Annotated in this window: 17 protein-coding genes and 1 tRNA gene; 9 read left to right on the top strand and 9 right to left on the bottom strand. The window is 54.2% G+C overall.

The genetic code is table 11. The annotated features are described in order from the left end of the window. Positions 1-48: 48 nt before the first annotated feature. Positions 49-357, bottom strand: a complete 309-nt coding sequence (gene hspQ / locus DZE2538_RS13845) for a heat shock protein HspQ (RefSeq protein ID WP_019844894.1) — start codon at positions 355-357, stop codon at positions 49-51. 204 nt (positions 358-561) lie between these two features. Between hspQ and yccX the strand changes: the two genes are divergently transcribed. Then, positions 562-840: an acylphosphatase gene (yccX, locus tag DZE2538_RS13840; protein WP_038914387.1), complete on the top strand. Its 279-nt coding sequence runs from the start codon at positions 562-564 to the stop codon at positions 838-840. A gap of 30 nt (positions 841-870) precedes the next feature. On the opposite strand, the gene tusE is transcribed toward yccX, so the two are convergent. Then, positions 871-1200 carry a sulfurtransferase TusE gene (gene tusE / locus DZE2538_RS13835; RefSeq protein ID WP_038916599.1) on the bottom strand — a complete coding sequence of 110 codons (330 nt, stop codon included), beginning with the start codon at positions 1198-1200 and terminating at the stop codon, positions 871-873. Positions 1201-1296: 96 nt separating this feature from the next. Beyond that, positions 1297-2046 carry an SDR family oxidoreductase gene (locus tag DZE2538_RS13830; protein WP_038916598.1) on the bottom strand — a complete coding sequence of 250 codons (750 nt, stop codon included), beginning with the start codon at positions 2044-2046 and terminating at the stop codon, positions 1297-1299. 100 nt (positions 2047-2146) lie between these two features. On the opposite strand from DZE2538_RS13830, the gene DZE2538_RS13825 reads away from it, so the two are divergent. Continuing rightward, the gene (locus tag DZE2538_RS13825; RefSeq protein ID WP_038908673.1) at positions 2147-2506 is read left to right on the top strand and encodes a winged helix-turn-helix transcriptional regulator; all 360 of its coding nucleotides are present in this window, start codon (positions 2147-2149) and stop codon (positions 2504-2506) included. A 112-nt stretch (positions 2507-2618) separates the two neighbouring features. On the opposite strand, the gene yccA is transcribed toward DZE2538_RS13825, so the two are convergent. After that, a complete protein-coding gene (gene yccA / locus DZE2538_RS13820; protein ID WP_012885629.1) occupies positions 2619-3278 on the bottom strand; it encodes an FtsH protease modulator YccA in 660 nt (219 codons plus the stop codon). 235 nt (positions 3279-3513) lie between these two features. Between yccA and DZE2538_RS13815 the strand changes: the two genes are divergently transcribed. Further along, positions 3514-3601: transfer RNA gene (locus DZE2538_RS13815), tRNA-Ser, on the top strand. A 178-nt stretch (positions 3602-3779) separates the two neighbouring features. Continuing rightward, a complete protein-coding gene (locus DZE2538_RS13810; RefSeq protein WP_023640347.1) occupies positions 3780-4304 on the top strand; it encodes an isochorismatase family protein in 525 nt (174 codons plus the stop codon). Here the strand turns inward: DZE2538_RS13810 and DZE2538_RS13805 are convergent. Continuing rightward, positions 4301-4666, bottom strand: a complete 366-nt coding sequence (locus DZE2538_RS13805; protein WP_038916597.1) for a DUF4186 domain-containing protein — start codon at positions 4664-4666, stop codon at positions 4301-4303. The genes DZE2538_RS13810 and DZE2538_RS13805 overlap by 4 nt on opposite strands. Before the next feature lie 225 nt (positions 4667-4891). Here DZE2538_RS13805 and DZE2538_RS13800 point away from each other — a divergent pair, with 225 nt between their 5' ends. Then, positions 4892-5320: a universal stress protein gene (locus tag DZE2538_RS13800; RefSeq protein ID WP_012885626.1), complete on the top strand. Its 429-nt coding sequence runs from the start codon at positions 4892-4894 to the stop codon at positions 5318-5320. Between the two features lie 91 nt (positions 5321-5411). Here the strand turns inward: DZE2538_RS13800 and DZE2538_RS13795 are convergent, their stop codons facing one another. From DZE2538_RS13795 to ppk1, 4 genes are all read right to left on the bottom strand, one after another. Continuing rightward, positions 5412-5678 carry a DksA/TraR family C4-type zinc finger protein gene (locus tag DZE2538_RS13795; protein ID WP_038916596.1) on the bottom strand — a complete coding sequence of 89 codons (267 nt, stop codon included), beginning with the start codon at positions 5676-5678 and terminating at the stop codon, positions 5412-5414. A gap of 182 nt (positions 5679-5860) precedes the next feature. Beyond that, positions 5861-6088, bottom strand: coding sequence for a YfgG family protein (locus DZE2538_RS20435; RefSeq protein ID WP_071595863.1), 228 nt, complete (start codon positions 6086-6088; stop codon positions 5861-5863). Between the two features lie 206 nt (positions 6089-6294). After that, positions 6295-7824 (bottom strand): exopolyphosphatase, encoded by a 1530-nt coding sequence (gene ppx, locus DZE2538_RS13790; RefSeq protein WP_038914384.1) that lies wholly within the window; start codon positions 7822-7824, stop codon positions 6295-6297. 4 nt (positions 7825-7828) lie between these two features. Continuing rightward, a complete protein-coding gene (ppk1, locus tag DZE2538_RS13785; protein WP_019844903.1) occupies positions 7829-9898 on the bottom strand; it encodes a polyphosphate kinase 1 in 2070 nt (689 codons plus the stop codon). 221 nt (positions 9899-10119) lie between these two features. On the opposite strand from ppk1, the gene DZE2538_RS13780 reads away from it, so the two are divergent. The 4 genes from DZE2538_RS13780 to DZE2538_RS13765 all read left to right on the top strand — a co-directional run bounded on the left by DZE2538_RS13780 (position 10120) and on the right by DZE2538_RS13765 (position 15416). Continuing rightward, entirely contained in the window at positions 10120-12306 is a 2187-nt protein-coding gene (locus DZE2538_RS13780) for an ABC transporter permease subunit (RefSeq protein ID WP_038916595.1), read from the top strand. Beyond that, positions 12303-13949, top strand: a complete 1647-nt coding sequence (gene pstA, locus DZE2538_RS13775) for a phosphate ABC transporter permease PstA (protein ID WP_038916594.1) — start codon at positions 12303-12305, stop codon at positions 13947-13949. Before DZE2538_RS13780 ends, pstA begins: the two co-directional genes overlap by 4 nt. A 17-nt stretch (positions 13950-13966) precedes the next feature. Further along, positions 13967-14782, top strand: a complete 816-nt coding sequence (gene pstB, locus DZE2538_RS13770) for a phosphate ABC transporter ATP-binding protein PstB (protein ID WP_038916593.1) — start codon at positions 13967-13969, stop codon at positions 14780-14782. Between the two features lie 193 nt (positions 14783-14975). Continuing rightward, on the top strand, positions 14976-15416 hold the full coding sequence (locus DZE2538_RS13765; RefSeq protein WP_023640341.1) for a helix-turn-helix domain-containing protein: 441 nt from the start codon (positions 14976-14978) through the stop codon (positions 15414-15416). Positions 15417-15444: the final 28 nt, after the last annotated feature.

Below are 15444 nucleotides of genomic sequence, written 5' to 3'. Positions count from 1 at the left end.
CACTTATCACACCACATCGCATCACGTTCATGGGTGATGGGTGTGGTGTCAGTGCAGCAGACGCGGTGCGCGGCGTCGGATGGTGGCCGCCAGTTCATCCAGCGACGGGTGATCGGAAGGGTTGGGCCCTTCGTTGATCAGTTGTTCTTCCGCCAGATAGGTGTGAATAGGGCGGCCATGCTCATCTTCCATCACTACGTGATACCACGGGGCCGTTCGCAAGGTGTCGTTGACTGAAAGTTCTTCCCACTTGGGTTGTGCAAGGGAATACTCAGGATCAATATCAATGACGACGCCTGGGTACCCCAGCAGTTTATGACGAATCTGCTGTCCGATGGTGAATTTACAGTTAATCATATGACCTCCCGAGAAACGTATTACGAACCCTAAATGGGGGGACGGCGTGTGATTTTCAAGTCATCAGGCGTGGTGGTGATGTTCATTCAGGTAACAAGCCAGTCAGTCTTCCTGCTGTATTAATAATAGGCTGGATGCAGGTAAAAAGGCGTTAACCCTGATGCATTTTTACACAACACCGATGTGACAGAGGAGGAGGAAAAGATGTCGACAATGTCCGTGATTGTGTGGGTTTACGGGATGGTTCAAGGCGTCGGTTTTCGCTACCACACCCAACTCCAGGCCCGACAGTTGGGGGTGTGTGGTTATGTCCGAAATTGTGATGACGGCAGTGTGGAAATTGTCGCCAGTGGCGAAGAGCGTGACGTCGCGCAACTGCTGGCCTGGTTAAAGCAAGGGGGGCCGCGTCATGCTCGGGTGGATAAGGTGTTGACTGAGCCCCATGCAGCACCGGATGAGCGGGATTTTTCTATCCGTTACTGACCCCGGAGCCAGTCTGTTCGGTCTGGATGCTCAGATACATTTCACCGGCTTTGGCAGCCCGGCGATTTTGGTCGCCTGCTTGGCCGGGCCTTTGGGAAACAGACGATAAAGATAACGGCTGTTGCCTTTTTCCTCACCGTATTTTTGGGCCATGGCTTTAACCAGCATACGGATAGCAGGGGATGTATTAAATTCGAGGTAAAACGCCCGGACAAAACGCACCACTTCCCAGTGCGCCTCGGTGAGCGTGATGCCTTCCTGCTCTGCTAATAGTGGAGCCATGTCTTCCTGCCAGTCGCCGCTATCTTTCAGATATCCCTGGGCATCGGTTTCGATGACCTTGCCTTCAAACTCTAACATATTGCCTCGGTATCACGTGAAAACGGGCCTAGTCTAGCAAACTTTGCGACAGACGCAGAGAAGGTACATGCATCAAGGACGGGGGAAACGGTGTACTTAGAGGTTGCCCACGCCACCATCAACTTGCAGTTCAGTGCCGACGACAAAACTGGACTCATCGCAGGCCAGGAATACCGCCGCTTTTGCCAATTCCCACGGCGTACCCAGACGGCCGATGGGGACGAGATGCTTAATCTGTTCACGTAAGGCGTCCTCTTCCTGTGGTGGAAGCCCCAGCTTGCCTAGGGCCGCCGTCTCAGTCGGGCCTGGGCTTAAGCCATTGACCCGAATGCCTCTTCCTGCAAGTTCGCCGGACAAGGTGCGGGCTAGCGAGAGTAATCCTGCCTTGCTGGCAGCATAGACGCTGCTTTGCGGCAGGCCTATATGTGCACTGACCGAACCACACAAAATGACGGAAGACGGATTTGCCAGCAAGGGCAGTAAGGACTGAATGAGAAAGAATGGGCCTTTGAGATTGGTATCCATGAGCCGGTCATACGTCGCTTCATCCCACTCCTGTAACGGGCGGTGCGACACATCACCTGCATTTACGTACAGTACGTCAAGGCGTGGCCAATGCTGTGCAATCTGCTTGGCCAATGTGCGCTGGTCAGCCATATCACCAGCGTCGCTCTGAAGTAGCAGCACCGTATCACCCAATTCCCTACCGGCTGCCGACAGGCTTTCTTGGTTGCGTCCGGTGATGGCGACCATTGCGCCTTCTTTCAAAAATTGACGTGCAGTTTCCAGGCCGATGCCACTGGTACCCCCCGTGATCAGCGTATATTTATCTTGCAGTCTTAGCATGCTGTTATCCTTCTGATGAGCTGAAAGCTATATTATCTGATTAATGGTATCCTTTGCATAGTAGGCACCTTTTGGATACTAATGGAGAGGATGGATAGTTATGGCAATACTCAGGCAGGCGTCGGCAGATGTTCAGTCCACGGAACGTTGCCCGATGGTGGACTTCGTGAACCTGATCTCCGGTAAGTGGGCTATTCCCATCCTGTATCGGCTGATCATTATCGACAAACCCATGCGCTTTAGCGATCTACAGCGTGCGGTGGCTCCCATCACCCAGAAAGAGCTAACCCGGCAACTGCGTTTGTTCGAATTACGTGGACTAGTTTGCCGCACGGTCTATGCCGAAGTACCACCACGAGTGGAATATGAAATCACTGCTTTGGGAAAGACGTTGCGTGACACGCTGGATTCTTTGGCTGACTGGATGCGGGCTTATGGGGATAGGTTGATACGTCAGTGAGGAGCCTTCGTCGGAATATCGACAGCACCTCACCATTTTTTGTTTCCCGGATGGCCCAAATGCGACAAGGCACCCGAAGGTGCCTTGTCTGGTTGCCTGATGTCGGCTGGCGTTACTCGCTGCGGGACATACCCAACAGGCTCAGAAGGCTGACAAACAGGTTGTAGATGGAAACATACAGACTGACGGTTGCACGGATGTAGTTTGTTTCGCCACCGTGGATAATGTTACTGGTCTCCCACAAAATCGCGCCCGCAGAAAACAGGATAAACATCGCACTGATCGCCAGATGTAACCCCGGTAAATGCAGGAACAGGTTAGCGATGGTGGCCACCAGTAAGACGACGAAACCGGCCATCAGCATACCGGACAGGAAAGACATGTCTTTACGGGTGGTCAGCACGTAAGCGGAACAACAGAAGAACACCAGTGCGGTCCCGCCCAACGCCAGCATAATAATGTCACCCGCACCTGCGGCAATCATCGCATTCAGTAGTGGACCGAGGGTATAACCCATAAATCCGGTCAACGCGAATGTAGCGAGGATCCCCGCCGGGCGGTCAGCCAGACGATAGGTCAGGAACATCAGGCCGTAAAAGCCGATAATCGTCAGCAGAAATCCCGGTGACGGCAGATTCAGCATGGTGCTAAGCGTGGCAGTGACAGCAGAGAAACCCAGCGTTAGCGACAGCAGGAAATAGGTATTACGCAGCACCTTGTGGGTACTGAGCAGCGATTGCTCACGCGTAGAGGAGGCAATGATACGATCCATAATAACGACTCTCTCTGTTAAGGGGGCCATTGTGTCTGTAGAGAGAGTAAGTAGTTGCACTATGTTATTAAAGCCGTTTTACCCTTCTTTACTGACTTGAACCTACTTGACGGTAAAAGTTTGAGTCTGATGGCGATTTTGTATACTTTCAATCAGTTGTTGCCTGTTTTTCAGGCGATTGAACGTTATGTCACTTTACAATATCCGACACACTGTTTATAGTTCGCGTCGTTGCGGAGGAGTGGCCGAGTGGTTGAAGGCACCGGTCTTGAAAACCGGCGACGCGAAAGCGTTCTAGAGTTCGAATCTCTACTCCTCCGCCAAAATTCTAACGGGTCAGCATTATGCTGGCCCGTTTTCGTTTCTGCTGTTGTCCCCATTTACTATTCCAGTTTCCCACACTCCGTTTCTTTTCATGCGATGCTTCCCGTCATGAATGATGTCTGACTGCACGATAGCGCAGTATGATAGCGTTTTGCGCTATGGCTTTCGGAGGTAAACATGCAGGTGTTAATCGTTGTCGATATGCAAAATGGGGTGTTCGCTACGCCGCGCTATCAGCAGGAGAGTGTGACTGAGCGTATCAATCAGTTGATTGACGCCGCGGATCAGACCATTTTTATCCAGCATACGGACGCTGACATGTTGCCCGGCAGCGAAGCATGGCAGGTGCTGCCTTCACTACATCGGCCTGCCAATGCCATGTCGGTGACTAAAACAGCCTGTGATGCGTTTTACCGTACCGAACTGGCGCAGATTCTGGACCGTCTTCAGGTGAAGCACTTTACGTTATGTGGCTGTGCGACGGATTATTGTGTTGATGCCACCATCAAGAATGCCGCCAGCCGTGGTTATGCGCAAACGGTGGTCGGTGATGCCCACACCACGGCGGATAGGCGGGCAGTGAGTGCAGCACAACTTATCGACCAGCATAACGATGTCTGGCGCGACTTCATCATCCCCGGTAATACCTTGCTGGTGAAAGACACCGCGGTGATTTTACAGGCGTGGCAGGCACAACGTTAAGGCGTGTGGTGCAGTAGATCGTTTTCAAGCCAGCGCAGAATAACATCGACAATGTAGCGCTGTTCGTCATCGGTGAGCGGGCGGTGTGTGCTTATCTGATGCCATTTCTCCAGACAGCCCCGGCAGCAGGTCGCGGTGGCGTGCTGGGCAATAAACACCGGATGGCCGCGCATCGGGGTCTGTTTACCGTCGTTGGTCGGTTCTGCCGGTGCCAGCCTTCGGGCGATAAAATCGGCGGCATGAGCCGCAATTTGCTCTTTGCCTTTGCTAAAGCAGTAGTCGCGCTCTTTGGCACCCAGATGAAAACGCTGGCGGAAACGAGAGCGTGATAGCCGTAAGAACAGCGCATCAAGAGTTGTCATGCTTGCAGTCTGTGGGTCAGGGGCTGAACTCGGGCAAGACTACTCCCGTTACCGCAGGCAGGCAAGGTTGCCAGATAACCCGTTGTATTCGCTTGTGGTTGTATCAGATAGCCCCTATCGGCACTAAACCTGGCCTCGCTTCACAAATACCTGAAAAACGATGTCGCACCGCGGCAAACGGGGCTACGCTTTGAGTATAGCGATGGCTGACTTAAGGACGTGATGATGTACAAGACCATTTTAGTACCCGTGGATATTGATGAAGAAACGTTGACGCAAAAGGCATTGTCGCACGCGGTGGAACTGGCCAGGCAATCTGGCGCGACCGTTCACTTATTCTATGCGTTGCCTGATGCCTCGGCGTTTATGTCGGCTTACTCGTTTGGCATCAAAGAGTTTGAGAATGAAGCGGTGATCAAAGCGGATGAAAAACTGCATGCGTTGTTGAAAACCATCGATCTGCCCGCGGACAAACTGTCTCACAGCATCAGTTTTGGTATCCCACGTGATGAAGTGCTGGAACTGGCTCAGGAGATCGAAGCGGACCTGATTGTGATTGGTTCGCGGCGCCCGAATGTGAAAACCTACCTGCTGGGGTCAAACGCTGCGGCAATCGTTCGCCACGCCCAGACATCGGTGCTGGTCGTGCGGTGAATGGGGAATCATTGGGAATAAGGTTGTAAGGCTTTTGGTGGGGCGTGATGTTAGTCAGGCAGATGTCGTGTCTGCGTCATGCCCGTATTATTTAGCGTAGCTGACTGTCTTTACTGCCCCGCCGGTTATAACCGCTGTTAAGGGCGTGTTTTTTATCTCTCTTTTCCTGACACTGCACGCAAAAGCGGACACCCGGCAGAGCCTGACGGCGAGCTTGCGGGATAGCATCACCACATTCTTCACAATAGTGCGCGCTGTCACCCTGATGTAGCAGACTACGGGCATGGGCGATGGCGTCATCCACCGTGGCGTCAATTTGATCCTGAACCGCTCCGTCATTAGACCAGCCGCTGGCCATAGTGGTACCTCTTTCTCGTCAGCGTTCTCTCGTCAATATTGAGATGATGTATTGAGTATGGACTGAAATGCGCAGACGAAAAGCGTAGACAGGTGCATAAAATGGCACAACCACAGGATGCTACAGCACCAGGCGCAATTTCATGAGTAATACATCAGGCATCAACGGCATCAGTATAGATGCTATTCGCGTTGGGGTGTCACGGCTGTTGAGGTGACTGTCGGGGCAACAGGCTGTGTGACACGTTGTTGCTGTATGTTCTGGTGGTGGAAAAACGCGCCGACGGCGGAATAGGCAAAACGACCAAGCAGAATAATAAAACTAATCATGAGGATAGTACGAGCGATGCGCGTACCGGATCGTCGTCGCTGACGAAGGGCGATGCGTCGTTTATGGGTTAGGGTTGTCATTGGTTTTCGGTTTCCATGTTATAGCGAACATTCGCTGTATTTTATTTAGGCACAAGCTGGCGGTATGGTCAACGTGAGTGGGGTAAAAAGCGCGGTGAAAGGGGTATCAGATGTGCGATTGGCTGTAATAGTGCGAACATTATCACAGAAAAAGCGGATTTGATAATAACAGGCCGGACAGCACAGCGGCTGCCGGCCTGAAACCATCAGACCGGCTCTTCTTCGATGTACAGTTTCCAGCCGCTGACGTCGTCCCAGTACTGTTGTTCTCGTTCCAAATCAAGTTGAACCAACATGTTTTGATTGAAGAACCCCTGCGGGAAGATAAGCGTCCATGCGGTTTCGCTGGCAATAAGGCGCAACGTTTTTGGCGTTGTGGTCGCCTGACGCTGGTTATTTAACAACGTAGCCAGACGCAGCAGTTGCACCATCGGCAGATAGTGTTTCTTTTTGAACAGATTGAAGCGTGGCAATTCTTCGAGCCTCACCGCCTTGCGATGTAACCGCACCATCAACGCCAGCAGTTGCTGCTGTTCCTGATTGAAACCGGGCAGATTGGTGTTTTGCAAAATATAGGCGGAATGACGGTGCATACCGCTGTGGTTGATGCCGAGACCCACCTCATGCAGCATCGCCGACCATTTCAGCAGTGCTTCCAGTTGTGGGTGTACCAGTGACGGATTCTGCTGCGCCCATTGCGTGTAAAGCTGTTCGGCAGTTTCCCGCACACGTTTTGCCTGTTCCCGGTCAATGTTGTAATGGCTGGCGAGGCTTTGCGCGGTGCGAATACGGATATCCTGATGGCGGAAACGGCCCTCCATTTCATAGAGTACCCCTTCGCGTAATGCCCCGTCTGACAAACGCAATTCCTTGATAGCGAGCGCGTCAAATACGCCGCACAGAATCGCGAAGCCTGGCACCAGCACGGTTTGACGATCCTCGGTCAGGCCGGGCAGACTGAGCGCCCGAAAGTTTTTAAACTGTAGGATCTGCTCACGCAGCATTTCCAACCGTTCCGGGGTGATAAGACCGTCTTTTTCTCCCATCGCCACCAGAATTTCACAGGTGGCTTTGATGGTACCGGAGGCACCGAGTGCGTAATCCCAGCCGTAGATACGGTATTCCCACGCCAGCGTTTCCAGCTTCTGGGCCGCGGCGAGGCGGGCACGCTTGAAGTTGGCTTCGCTGATTTCTCCGTTGGGGAAAAATTGTTGGGCGAAACTGACGCACCCCATACGACGGCTTTCCACCAGCATCGGTTCGAAGTCCTCGCCGATGACCAGCTCGGTAGAACCACCGCCGATATCGATAACTAGCTTGCGGCCTTTTTCCGGTTGGGTGTGTTCTACACCCATGAAGATCAGACGCGCTTCTTCATTACCGGAAATAATCTCAATCGGGTAGGGGATAATTTTGGCAGCGCGCCGCAGAAAATCCTGGGCGTTGACCGCCTGGCGTAGCGCATGGGTACCGACAATCGACACGTTGGTGGCGGGAAAGCCCTGTAGCCGTTCGGCAAACAGCGCCAGACAGCTTAGCCCGCGCTGGATGGACTCCTCGCTAAGCCGGTTTTGGCTGTCCAGCCCGTCGGCCAGGTGTACGCGTTGCTTCAGGCGGCCCAATACTTGCAGCGCACCATTAACAACGCGGGCTATCACCATATGGAAACTGTTGGAGCCCAGGTCGATAGCCGCGAATTCCTGAGGTTGTTCGGTAGTGTGATTCATTAAAGGCATTGGGTCAGGCCTGTTCTCCGGGTTGCTCGAGCGCCTTGATATAGTCATAGATGGCAGTCTGGGCGCGCACTTTGCGCCTGTTACCGCGGGTGACGTAGCGATTGCTCAGCTCCTTGTCTACCACACGGGCTTTTACCGTATCGCTGAACAAGATATCCAGTATGTTCAGCACCCGTTCCTTCAGCCTGTCGTCAAGCACTTCCACCGCGACTTCGATACGGTAATCAATATTACGAGTCATCCAGTCAGCAGATGACAGGAATACCTTGTGGTCGCCACCGTTATGGAATACATAGACGCGATCGTGTTCCAGGTAGCGGTCAAGGAGACTAATAACCCGAATATTATCGCTGATCCCAGGGAGTTCTGGAATCAGTGAGCACATGCCACGAACCAGCAGGTTGATTTTTACTCCGGCACCAGAGGCGGCATACAGCCTGTCCACCAGCCCCTTATCCACCAGATTGTTGACTTTCAACGTGATTTTCGCTTCCAGACCCGCCTGTGCGTTGGCTATTTCCTGATCGACCATCTGATACAGACGATCACGGGAATTTTGCGGCGACACCAGCAGATGGTGGAAGCTGACCGGGCGGTATGGGTTTTCAATGAAGTTGAACACCCGGCGCACTTCGTTGGTGATGCGCTCATCGGCGGTCAGCAACGAATAGTCGGTATACAGGCGGGCGGTTTTCTCGTTGAAGTTACCGGTACCGATATGCGCATAACGCACGATGTTATCCCCTTCCTTGCGAGAGATGAGGAACAACTTGGCGTGGATCTTAAGCCCCGGCACGGAGAAAATAACGTGAACGCCCGCTTCTGTCAGCCGTTTGGCCCAGTGAATATTGGCTTCTTCATCAAAGCGTGCCTGCAATTCCACCACCACCGTGACTTTCTTCCCGTTGTGGGCGGCGTGGATCATGGAATTGATGATGCGGGAATCTTTCGCCACACGGTAAATATTGATGCGGATCGAAAGCACGCTGGGGTCGAAAGACGCCTGGCGCAGTAATTCCAGCACATGCTCAAACGTATGGTACGGGTAGTAGAGCAGAACATCGCGGTGGCGAATGGCGTCAAACCCGTTGCGGAACTGGCTGAACCAGTGATGGCGCAGGCGTGGCAGCGGTTTGTTGACCAGATTGGCGCGGCCGATATTCGGAAAGCCGATAAAATCTTTGAAGTTGTGATAACGCCCGCCCGGGATCACTGAATCATAAGAGGAGATCCCCAGTTTATGCAGCAGGCATTCCACCATCGCATCTGGCATATCGCGTTGATAGACGAACCGTACCGGTTTGGCGGTCAGGCGTTGCTTCAGACTGGAGGACATCAATTCCAGCAGGCTTGATTCCATTTCCGTGACCAGATCGTATTCGGCGTCACGGGTCATTTTCATGGAGTAAGCGTTTAGCGCGTCAAAATCGAAAAAGCCGCGGAAAATATCATCCAGGCAGTAACGCAGGATGTTGTCGATAAGAATCATGGTTTTGCGACGATGTGGCGCTTCCGGCGGCAGGTCGACGAAGCGGGGCACCTTGTCAGATGGAATTTCCAGCAGCGCATAGTCGGTTTTTTCACCGCGAATGATTTCTACCGCCAGATAGGTGTAATCGTCTTTCAGAAACTCGACCAGATTGGTTTCCGGCAGAATCAAAATCGGTGTGATGTGCGGGCGCAGGTTCTGTCGAAAATACTCGCGCAGCCAGATTTGCTGATTGGAAGAGACCTGACGCTCGTTCACCAAAAAGATCTGATTACGGGCCATCTCCAACAGCAATTCGTTGTACAGATTGTCAAACTGTTGGTCGGTTTTCAGTACCCGGGCCTGGATTTTGCCGAGTAATTGGCGCAGTTCGCCATCGGAGCCTTGTTCTTCATTGATCAGGATGCGGCGCTTCAGGTCAGCAAAACGAACTTTGTAGAACTCGTCCAGATTGCTGGAATAGATACCCAGGAATCGCATCCGTTCAATCAGTGGATTGGTTTTGTCCGAGGCTTCCTGCAACACACGTTCATTAAAGGATAACCAACTCAACTCTTTTTCTATGTAGAGTTTGTCCTGACTCATTGTCGCTCCGTTACACTATTTTTACTTAAGTGCAGCTACTATCCACGTTCATTATGGCGCGCAAATGACGATAAAAGCGAATGCGCGTATCGACTTACCATTGTCATATTACAGGTGTAAAGGCAACATATGTTACCCCGTCTGCGACGGGATATTTCATTTCCTCTTCTCAATGCAAGAAGATGGTCATATTTTCGACACAGCAGGAACAACGGCGACAGATGGCAGACTCAGGCAATTTAGCGTATCGGGACAAACAGCGGGCGTTCATCGACCGGCTGACGCGCCGGATTGTGGTGGGCAGCGGGTGGCTGGTATTGCTGGCGTTACTGACTATCTTTATTTATCTGCTGTATGTGGTGATCCCGCTATTTTCGTCCGCGTCAATTCGCCCGTTGGAGCCTGTGGCTGTCGATAGCCATGACCCGACGCTGGCGCTTGGCATTAATGATAGCGGCCGCTGGGCTTTTCGGGTTGATGCCGGGGGAAACGGCGAGTTTATCGATCTTGCGCGCGGGCAGGTTAACGCCAGTGTGTCGGTGGCGCCGTCGGTCGCCGTGGCGGCGATCAGTACCGGTGAGCACCCACTACTGGTGCTGGGGCAGGCTGACGGGGCACTGAGAGTGCTCCGCCCGGATTTGCCGTTGTCCAGCGCCGGTATACCCCAATGGCGATACCCGCTGGGTGAGCATTCGCTTCGCCTGGCTGGGGCGACGCAGCCGCTGCGACAACTGGCGATTGCCGAGTCAGACGATATGTTGTGGATGGCGTTGATTGACGCGGAGAACCGTTTGCAGCTTTATGCGTTGTCGCTCAATACCCCACCCGTCGACATGTTGACGCTCGCGGACCTGCAAGCGGTGTCGCAGGTTCAACCCGACGAACCTGTGCAACAACTGCTGTTATCGCCGGATGGTCAGCAGCTCTATACCTTGAGTGGCAACCGCCTGACGGTATGGCAACTGCGTGAGCAAGTGCTTACCGCCCGTGAAACGGTCACCTTGCCGGGAACGGCACCACTGTCGTTATCGCTGCTGGCTGGCGGACATTCGTTGCTGATCAAATCCGCTGATGGGCGCGTCAGCCAATGGTTCGATACCCCGACGACAACCGGGCCGCATTTGAGTGAAATTCGTATTTTCCCCACCGATGGACGGCAACTGAATCTGATTGTTGAGCCGCGCCGCCGCGTTTTTGCCACCCTTGACCCGCAAGGGCATTTCTCGTTGTTTGCCAGTAAGCAATCCGGCGAGCTGATGAGCGCGTTACTGGCACCACAGGCCCGAATCGCGGCATTTTCCCCGCGTGGGCGAGCACTGTTGCTGGAAACGGACACGGACTGGCGACCGTATCAACTCGATAATCCGTATCCTGATATTGGCTGGCGTGGGCTGTGGCAAAAGCTCTGGTATGAAAACTACCCGGAACCGGATTATGTCTGGCAACCGACCGCCGCCGACGACAGTTATCAGGCTAAATTCAGTCTGGTTCCGTTATTGAGCGGCACGTTTAAAGCAGCGCTCTATGCCATGTTATTCGCGGCACCGCTGGCGCTGGCGGCGGCGATTTATACCGCCTGTTTCATGACGCCGACGCTACGGCGTTGGATCAAACCTGCGATGGAAATCATGGGGGCGCTGCCGACGGTGGTGATCGGGCTGATTGCCGCGTTGTGGCTGGCCCCCCGTATGGCGACGTACCTGACCGCTATCCTGTTGCTGCCGCTGCTATGGGGTGTGGCGGTGTTGGGATGTGGGTGGTTGCTGGAACAACTGCCTGCCCGCTGGCGACGTGGTGTCTCGGCTGGGTGGGATGCCTTGTTGTTGATACCGGCGATGTTGCTGATGCTGGCGCTGGCGTGCTGGTTGGGGCCGTGGCTCGATTCACGCTTACTGGGGCAACCACTGTGGCAATGGATGGGGGATCGTTTTAGTCAGCGCAATACGCTGGTCGCGGGGGTTGCGCTGGGGTTTGCCTTGATTCCGTTGATTTTTTCGCTGGCGGAGGATGCGTTGTTCAGCGTACCGGCTCGCCTGAGTCAGGGGTCGCTGGCATTGGGCGCCACCGCATGGCAAACGTTGTGGCGGGTGGTGCTGCCATCAGCCAGTTCCGGCATTTTTGCTGCCCTGATGCTGAGTTTTGGCCGTGCGGTGGGTGAAACCATGATCGTGCTGATGGCGACCGGTAATACGCCGGTGATGGACAATAGCTTGTTTCAGGGATTGCGATCGCTGGCGGCGAATATCGCGATTGAAATGCCGGAAGCGGCAATGTCCAGCGCGCACTATCGGGTGCTGTTTTTAGCCGCGTTGGTACTGTTTCTCTTTACCTTTGTGGTGAATTCGCTGGCGGAGATCATTCGTCAGCGTTTACGTCGCCGCTATCGCGACGAGGGAGAACTGTCATGATGCGTTGGTTTCGCACCGGAACACCCTGGGTATGGCTCACGGCGTCTGCGATTACGTTCAGCCTGATTGCCATCGTTGCGGTGTTCGTGCTGCTGGTTGGGCAGAGCGCGCGCTACCTGTGGCCGCAGCCGGTATGGTCGTTTAGCCTGCACGATGCACAGGGCAATCCCCGTCAGTTGATCGGCGAGCGCTATGATGAACAACCGCTGACCCACCAGCAACTGGCGGATGCCGGTGTCGTCAATGCGCCTACATCAGGTGCTACGCGCTATCTGCTTAAAACCGGGTGGCGAGAGTCTTACGGCCAGAGTTTCCAGACATTGCTGTCCGCCTCGGTGACCCATGCCAGCCAGCCAGCGGATGTGTTGGCGGTGCGCCGGACCACCAACGGTATGGCGTATGGTTATCTTGATGGTATGACGGAAGACGGGCAGCCATTGGTGTCCGACAATCTGCCGTCAACGCTACAGCAGCGGATTGCGCAGGTGCATCAATTGATGACGCATGCTCAGACGCTGCGCCTGGGGGAGATGAGCCGGGTGAACCAGCAGTTTGACGCACTGCGGTTGCAGGAAGAAAAACTGCGGCGGGAAAACCGGCTAAATGAGCAGGCACAGGCACGCCTTGGTGCCGAGCGAGCCGCACTGGAGCGCCACTTCAGTGCGCTTAATCAACAACTGATGGCGTTCAATGCTGATATCAACCGCACGGCGGTGTCGCTACGCGATGCGCAGGGTCAACTGCATACCATCCCGGTCAGAATGATTGAGCGGGCGTGGTACCCGAATGCGATGACCCTCTCCGAAAAGGCGCACCAGACGCTGCAGGTGATAGGTAGCCTGTTAAGCCGGTTTGAACCCGACGACAGTAGTCCCGGTCAGCTGTTTCCCGCCATTTTCGGCACCGTGCTGCTGGTTATTCTGATGTCGGTTATCGTGATGCCACTAGGCGTGGTGGCGGCGGTTTATCTGCATGAATACGCTGATAACACCAGCCTGACCCGTTGGGTACGGGTTGCCGTGGCGAATCTGGCTGGGGTGCCGTCCATCGTCTATGGTGTGTTCGGACTGGGCTTTTTTGTTTATCTGGTGGGCGGTACGTTGGATCGTCTGTTTTACGCCGAATCGCTCCCGAACCCGACTTTCGGTACGCCGGGATTGCTGTGGGCGTCGCTGACGCTGGCGCTATTAACGTTGCCGGTGGTGATAGTATCTACGGAAGAGGGGTTGTCACGCATTCCGATATCAGTGCGTCATGGCTCGCTGGCGCTGGGGGCGACCCGGGCGGAAACCCTGTGGCGTGTAGTGCTGCCGATGGCGGTCCCCGCGATGATGACCGGGCTGATTCTGGCGGTGGCGCGCGCAGCAGGCGAAACCGCGCCGCTGATGTTGGTGGGGGTGGTGAAATCGGTACCGGTACTGCCGGTGGACGATATCTTTCCTTATCTGCATCTGGAGCGGAAATTCATGCACCTGGGGTTCCAGATTTATGATCTGGCGTTTCAGAGCCCGGATGTGGAAGCGGCTCGCCCACTGGTGTATACCACCGCGTTACTACTGGTGTTGATTGTGGTGGCGTTGAATCTGGCGGCGATTGGCATTCGCCATGTGTTGCGTGAAAAATACCGTGCGATGTCACTCTAAGTGGCGGGAGAATAATGATGGGTATGCCTAAACCGCTGGAGCGACTCCCCGTGATGGACGTCCACCGGTTAACTGATGAACAAACGGCGCTGTCAGTTGACGGGCTGAATTTGTATTACGGCGATAAACAAGCGCTGTGTGATATCTCTTTGCGTATTCCGAAAAACCGTGTGACGGCGCTGATTGGGCCGTCGGGTTGCGGCAAATCTACCTTGCTGCGCTGTTTTAATCGCATGAACGATTTGATGGATAGCTGCCGTATTGATGGCGACATCCGTTTACAGGGCATGTGTATCAACGATCCGTCGCTGGATGTCTCGACGTTGCGCCGCCGGGTCGGTATGGTTTTTCAGCGTCCCAATCCCTTTCCTAAATCCATCTATGAAAACGTGATTTACGGCCTGCGCTTGCAGGGGGTGAAAGACCGACGTCTGTTGGATGAGTCGGTGGAAAGCGCCCTGCGGGCGGCGGCATTATGGCATGAGGTAAAAGACCGACTCGTCGACAATGCACTCACGCTGTCCAGTGGTCAGCAACAGCGGCTGGTGATCGCCCGTGCTATCGCCATCGAACCGGAAGTACTATTGCTGGATGAACCGACATCGGCGCTCGATCCGATCTCGACATTGGTGATCGAAGAACTGATTGGCGCGCTCAAGCGCCGTTTCACGCTGGTGCTGGTGACGCATAACATGCAGCAGGCGGCGAGGGTGTCTGATTACACAGCGTTTATTCATCATGGTCGGCTGATCGAGTACAACGAAACCGACTCGCTGTTTACCGCACCGGCTGAGCGGCGTACTGAAGACTATATTACCGGTCGTTTCGGGTAGCGGTTTTCATCGCATTTTATCTCACGCGGTGTGAACGCCGCGTGTGCTATGCGCACTGTCGAATCCATACTTTTTTCTTATGAAAAATTGACCTGCATCGAGAAACTGACGTTTAGTTGTTCGCCCATCGCTGTGATTGCAGCGAGTGATGATAAACTGCGCGCAACTTAGCGTGGGGGCAGATAGCGGCATTATGAGATTCAGTACCATGAGCGAAGGTGACATCATCACCGAGCTGTGTCGACGTATAAAAGACGCACGTATTCAGCAGCGGTTATCCCAGGTGGATCTGGCCGAGCGCGCCGGGCTTGGCATCGCGACCATCAAACGGGCGGAGATGGGGGAGTCCATTACCCTGAGCAGCCTGCTGGCGATCCTGCGTGGGTTGAACCGTCTGCATCAACTGGAAGGCGTGCTGTTTGATACCGAGGTAGAGAACTTCAATGCGCGCTTAAATGGTGGGCAGTCTCGTGCACCGCTACGCATTCGTAAGAAAAACACTGACACACCCACCCCTGTTACAGCAGCTGAATCCATGCCGAAACCGGTCGCCAGTGCACTTGACTGGTATGTGTCTGCAGCAGAAAACAACCTGATCTGGTCCTGGCCGGACAACGAGAAAAAACCATCCTGACAGCGTACCGTTACTCGGCGGGCGCGGT

This window comes from Dickeya zeae NCPPB 2538, from assembly GCF_000406165.1.
Taxonomy (GTDB): Bacteria; Pseudomonadota; Gammaproteobacteria; order Enterobacterales; family Enterobacteriaceae; genus Dickeya; species Dickeya zeae.
This window is presented reverse-complemented; position numbering and strand designations above follow the sequence as displayed.

Bases quoted from the DNA above. Each gene is read 5' to 3' on its own strand.
- hspQ (WP_019844894.1), bottom strand. From the start codon at position 357: ATGATTAACTGTAAATTCACCATCGGACAGCAGATTCGTCATAAACTG.
- yccX (WP_038914387.1), top strand. From the start codon at position 562: ATGTCGACAATGTCCGTGATTGTGTGGGTTTACGGGATGGTTCAAGGC.
- tusE (WP_038916599.1), bottom strand. From the start codon at position 1,200: ATGTTAGAGTTTGAAGGCAAGGTCATCGAAACCGATGCCCAGGGATAT.
- DZE2538_RS13830 (WP_038916598.1), bottom strand. From the start codon at position 2,046: ATGCTAAGACTGCAAGATAAATATACGCTGATCACGGGGGGTACCAGT.
- DZE2538_RS13825 (WP_038908673.1), top strand. From the start codon at position 2,147: ATGGCAATACTCAGGCAGGCGTCGGCAGATGTTCAGTCCACGGAACGT.
- yccA (WP_012885629.1), bottom strand. From the start codon at position 3,278: ATGGATCGTATCATTGCCTCCTCTACGCGTGAGCAATCGCTGCTCAGT.
- DZE2538_RS13810 (WP_023640347.1), top strand. From the start codon at position 3,780: ATGCAGGTGTTAATCGTTGTCGATATGCAAAATGGGGTGTTCGCTACG.
- DZE2538_RS13805 (WP_038916597.1), bottom strand. From the start codon at position 4,666: ATGACAACTCTTGATGCGCTGTTCTTACGGCTATCACGCTCTCGTTTC.
- DZE2538_RS13800 (WP_012885626.1), top strand. From the start codon at position 4,892: ATGTACAAGACCATTTTAGTACCCGTGGATATTGATGAAGAAACGTTG.
- DZE2538_RS13795 (WP_038916596.1), bottom strand. From the start codon at position 5,678: ATGGCCAGCGGCTGGTCTAATGACGGAGCGGTTCAGGATCAAATTGAC.
- DZE2538_RS20435 (WP_071595863.1), bottom strand. From the start codon at position 6,088: ATGACAACCCTAACCCATAAACGACGCATCGCCCTTCGTCAGCGACGA.
- ppx (WP_038914384.1), bottom strand. From the start codon at position 7,824: ATGCCTTTAATGAATCACACTACCGAACAACCTCAGGAATTCGCGGCT.
- ppk1 (WP_019844903.1), bottom strand. From the start codon at position 9,898: ATGAGTCAGGACAAACTCTACATAGAAAAAGAGTTGAGTTGGTTATCC.
- DZE2538_RS13780 (WP_038916595.1), top strand. From the start codon at position 10,120: ATGGCAGACTCAGGCAATTTAGCGTATCGGGACAAACAGCGGGCGTTC.
- pstA (WP_038916594.1), top strand. From the start codon at position 12,303: ATGATGCGTTGGTTTCGCACCGGAACACCCTGGGTATGGCTCACGGCG.
- pstB (WP_038916593.1), top strand. From the start codon at position 13,967: ATGGGTATGCCTAAACCGCTGGAGCGACTCCCCGTGATGGACGTCCAC.
- DZE2538_RS13765 (WP_023640341.1), top strand. From the start codon at position 14,976: ATGAGATTCAGTACCATGAGCGAAGGTGACATCATCACCGAGCTGTGT.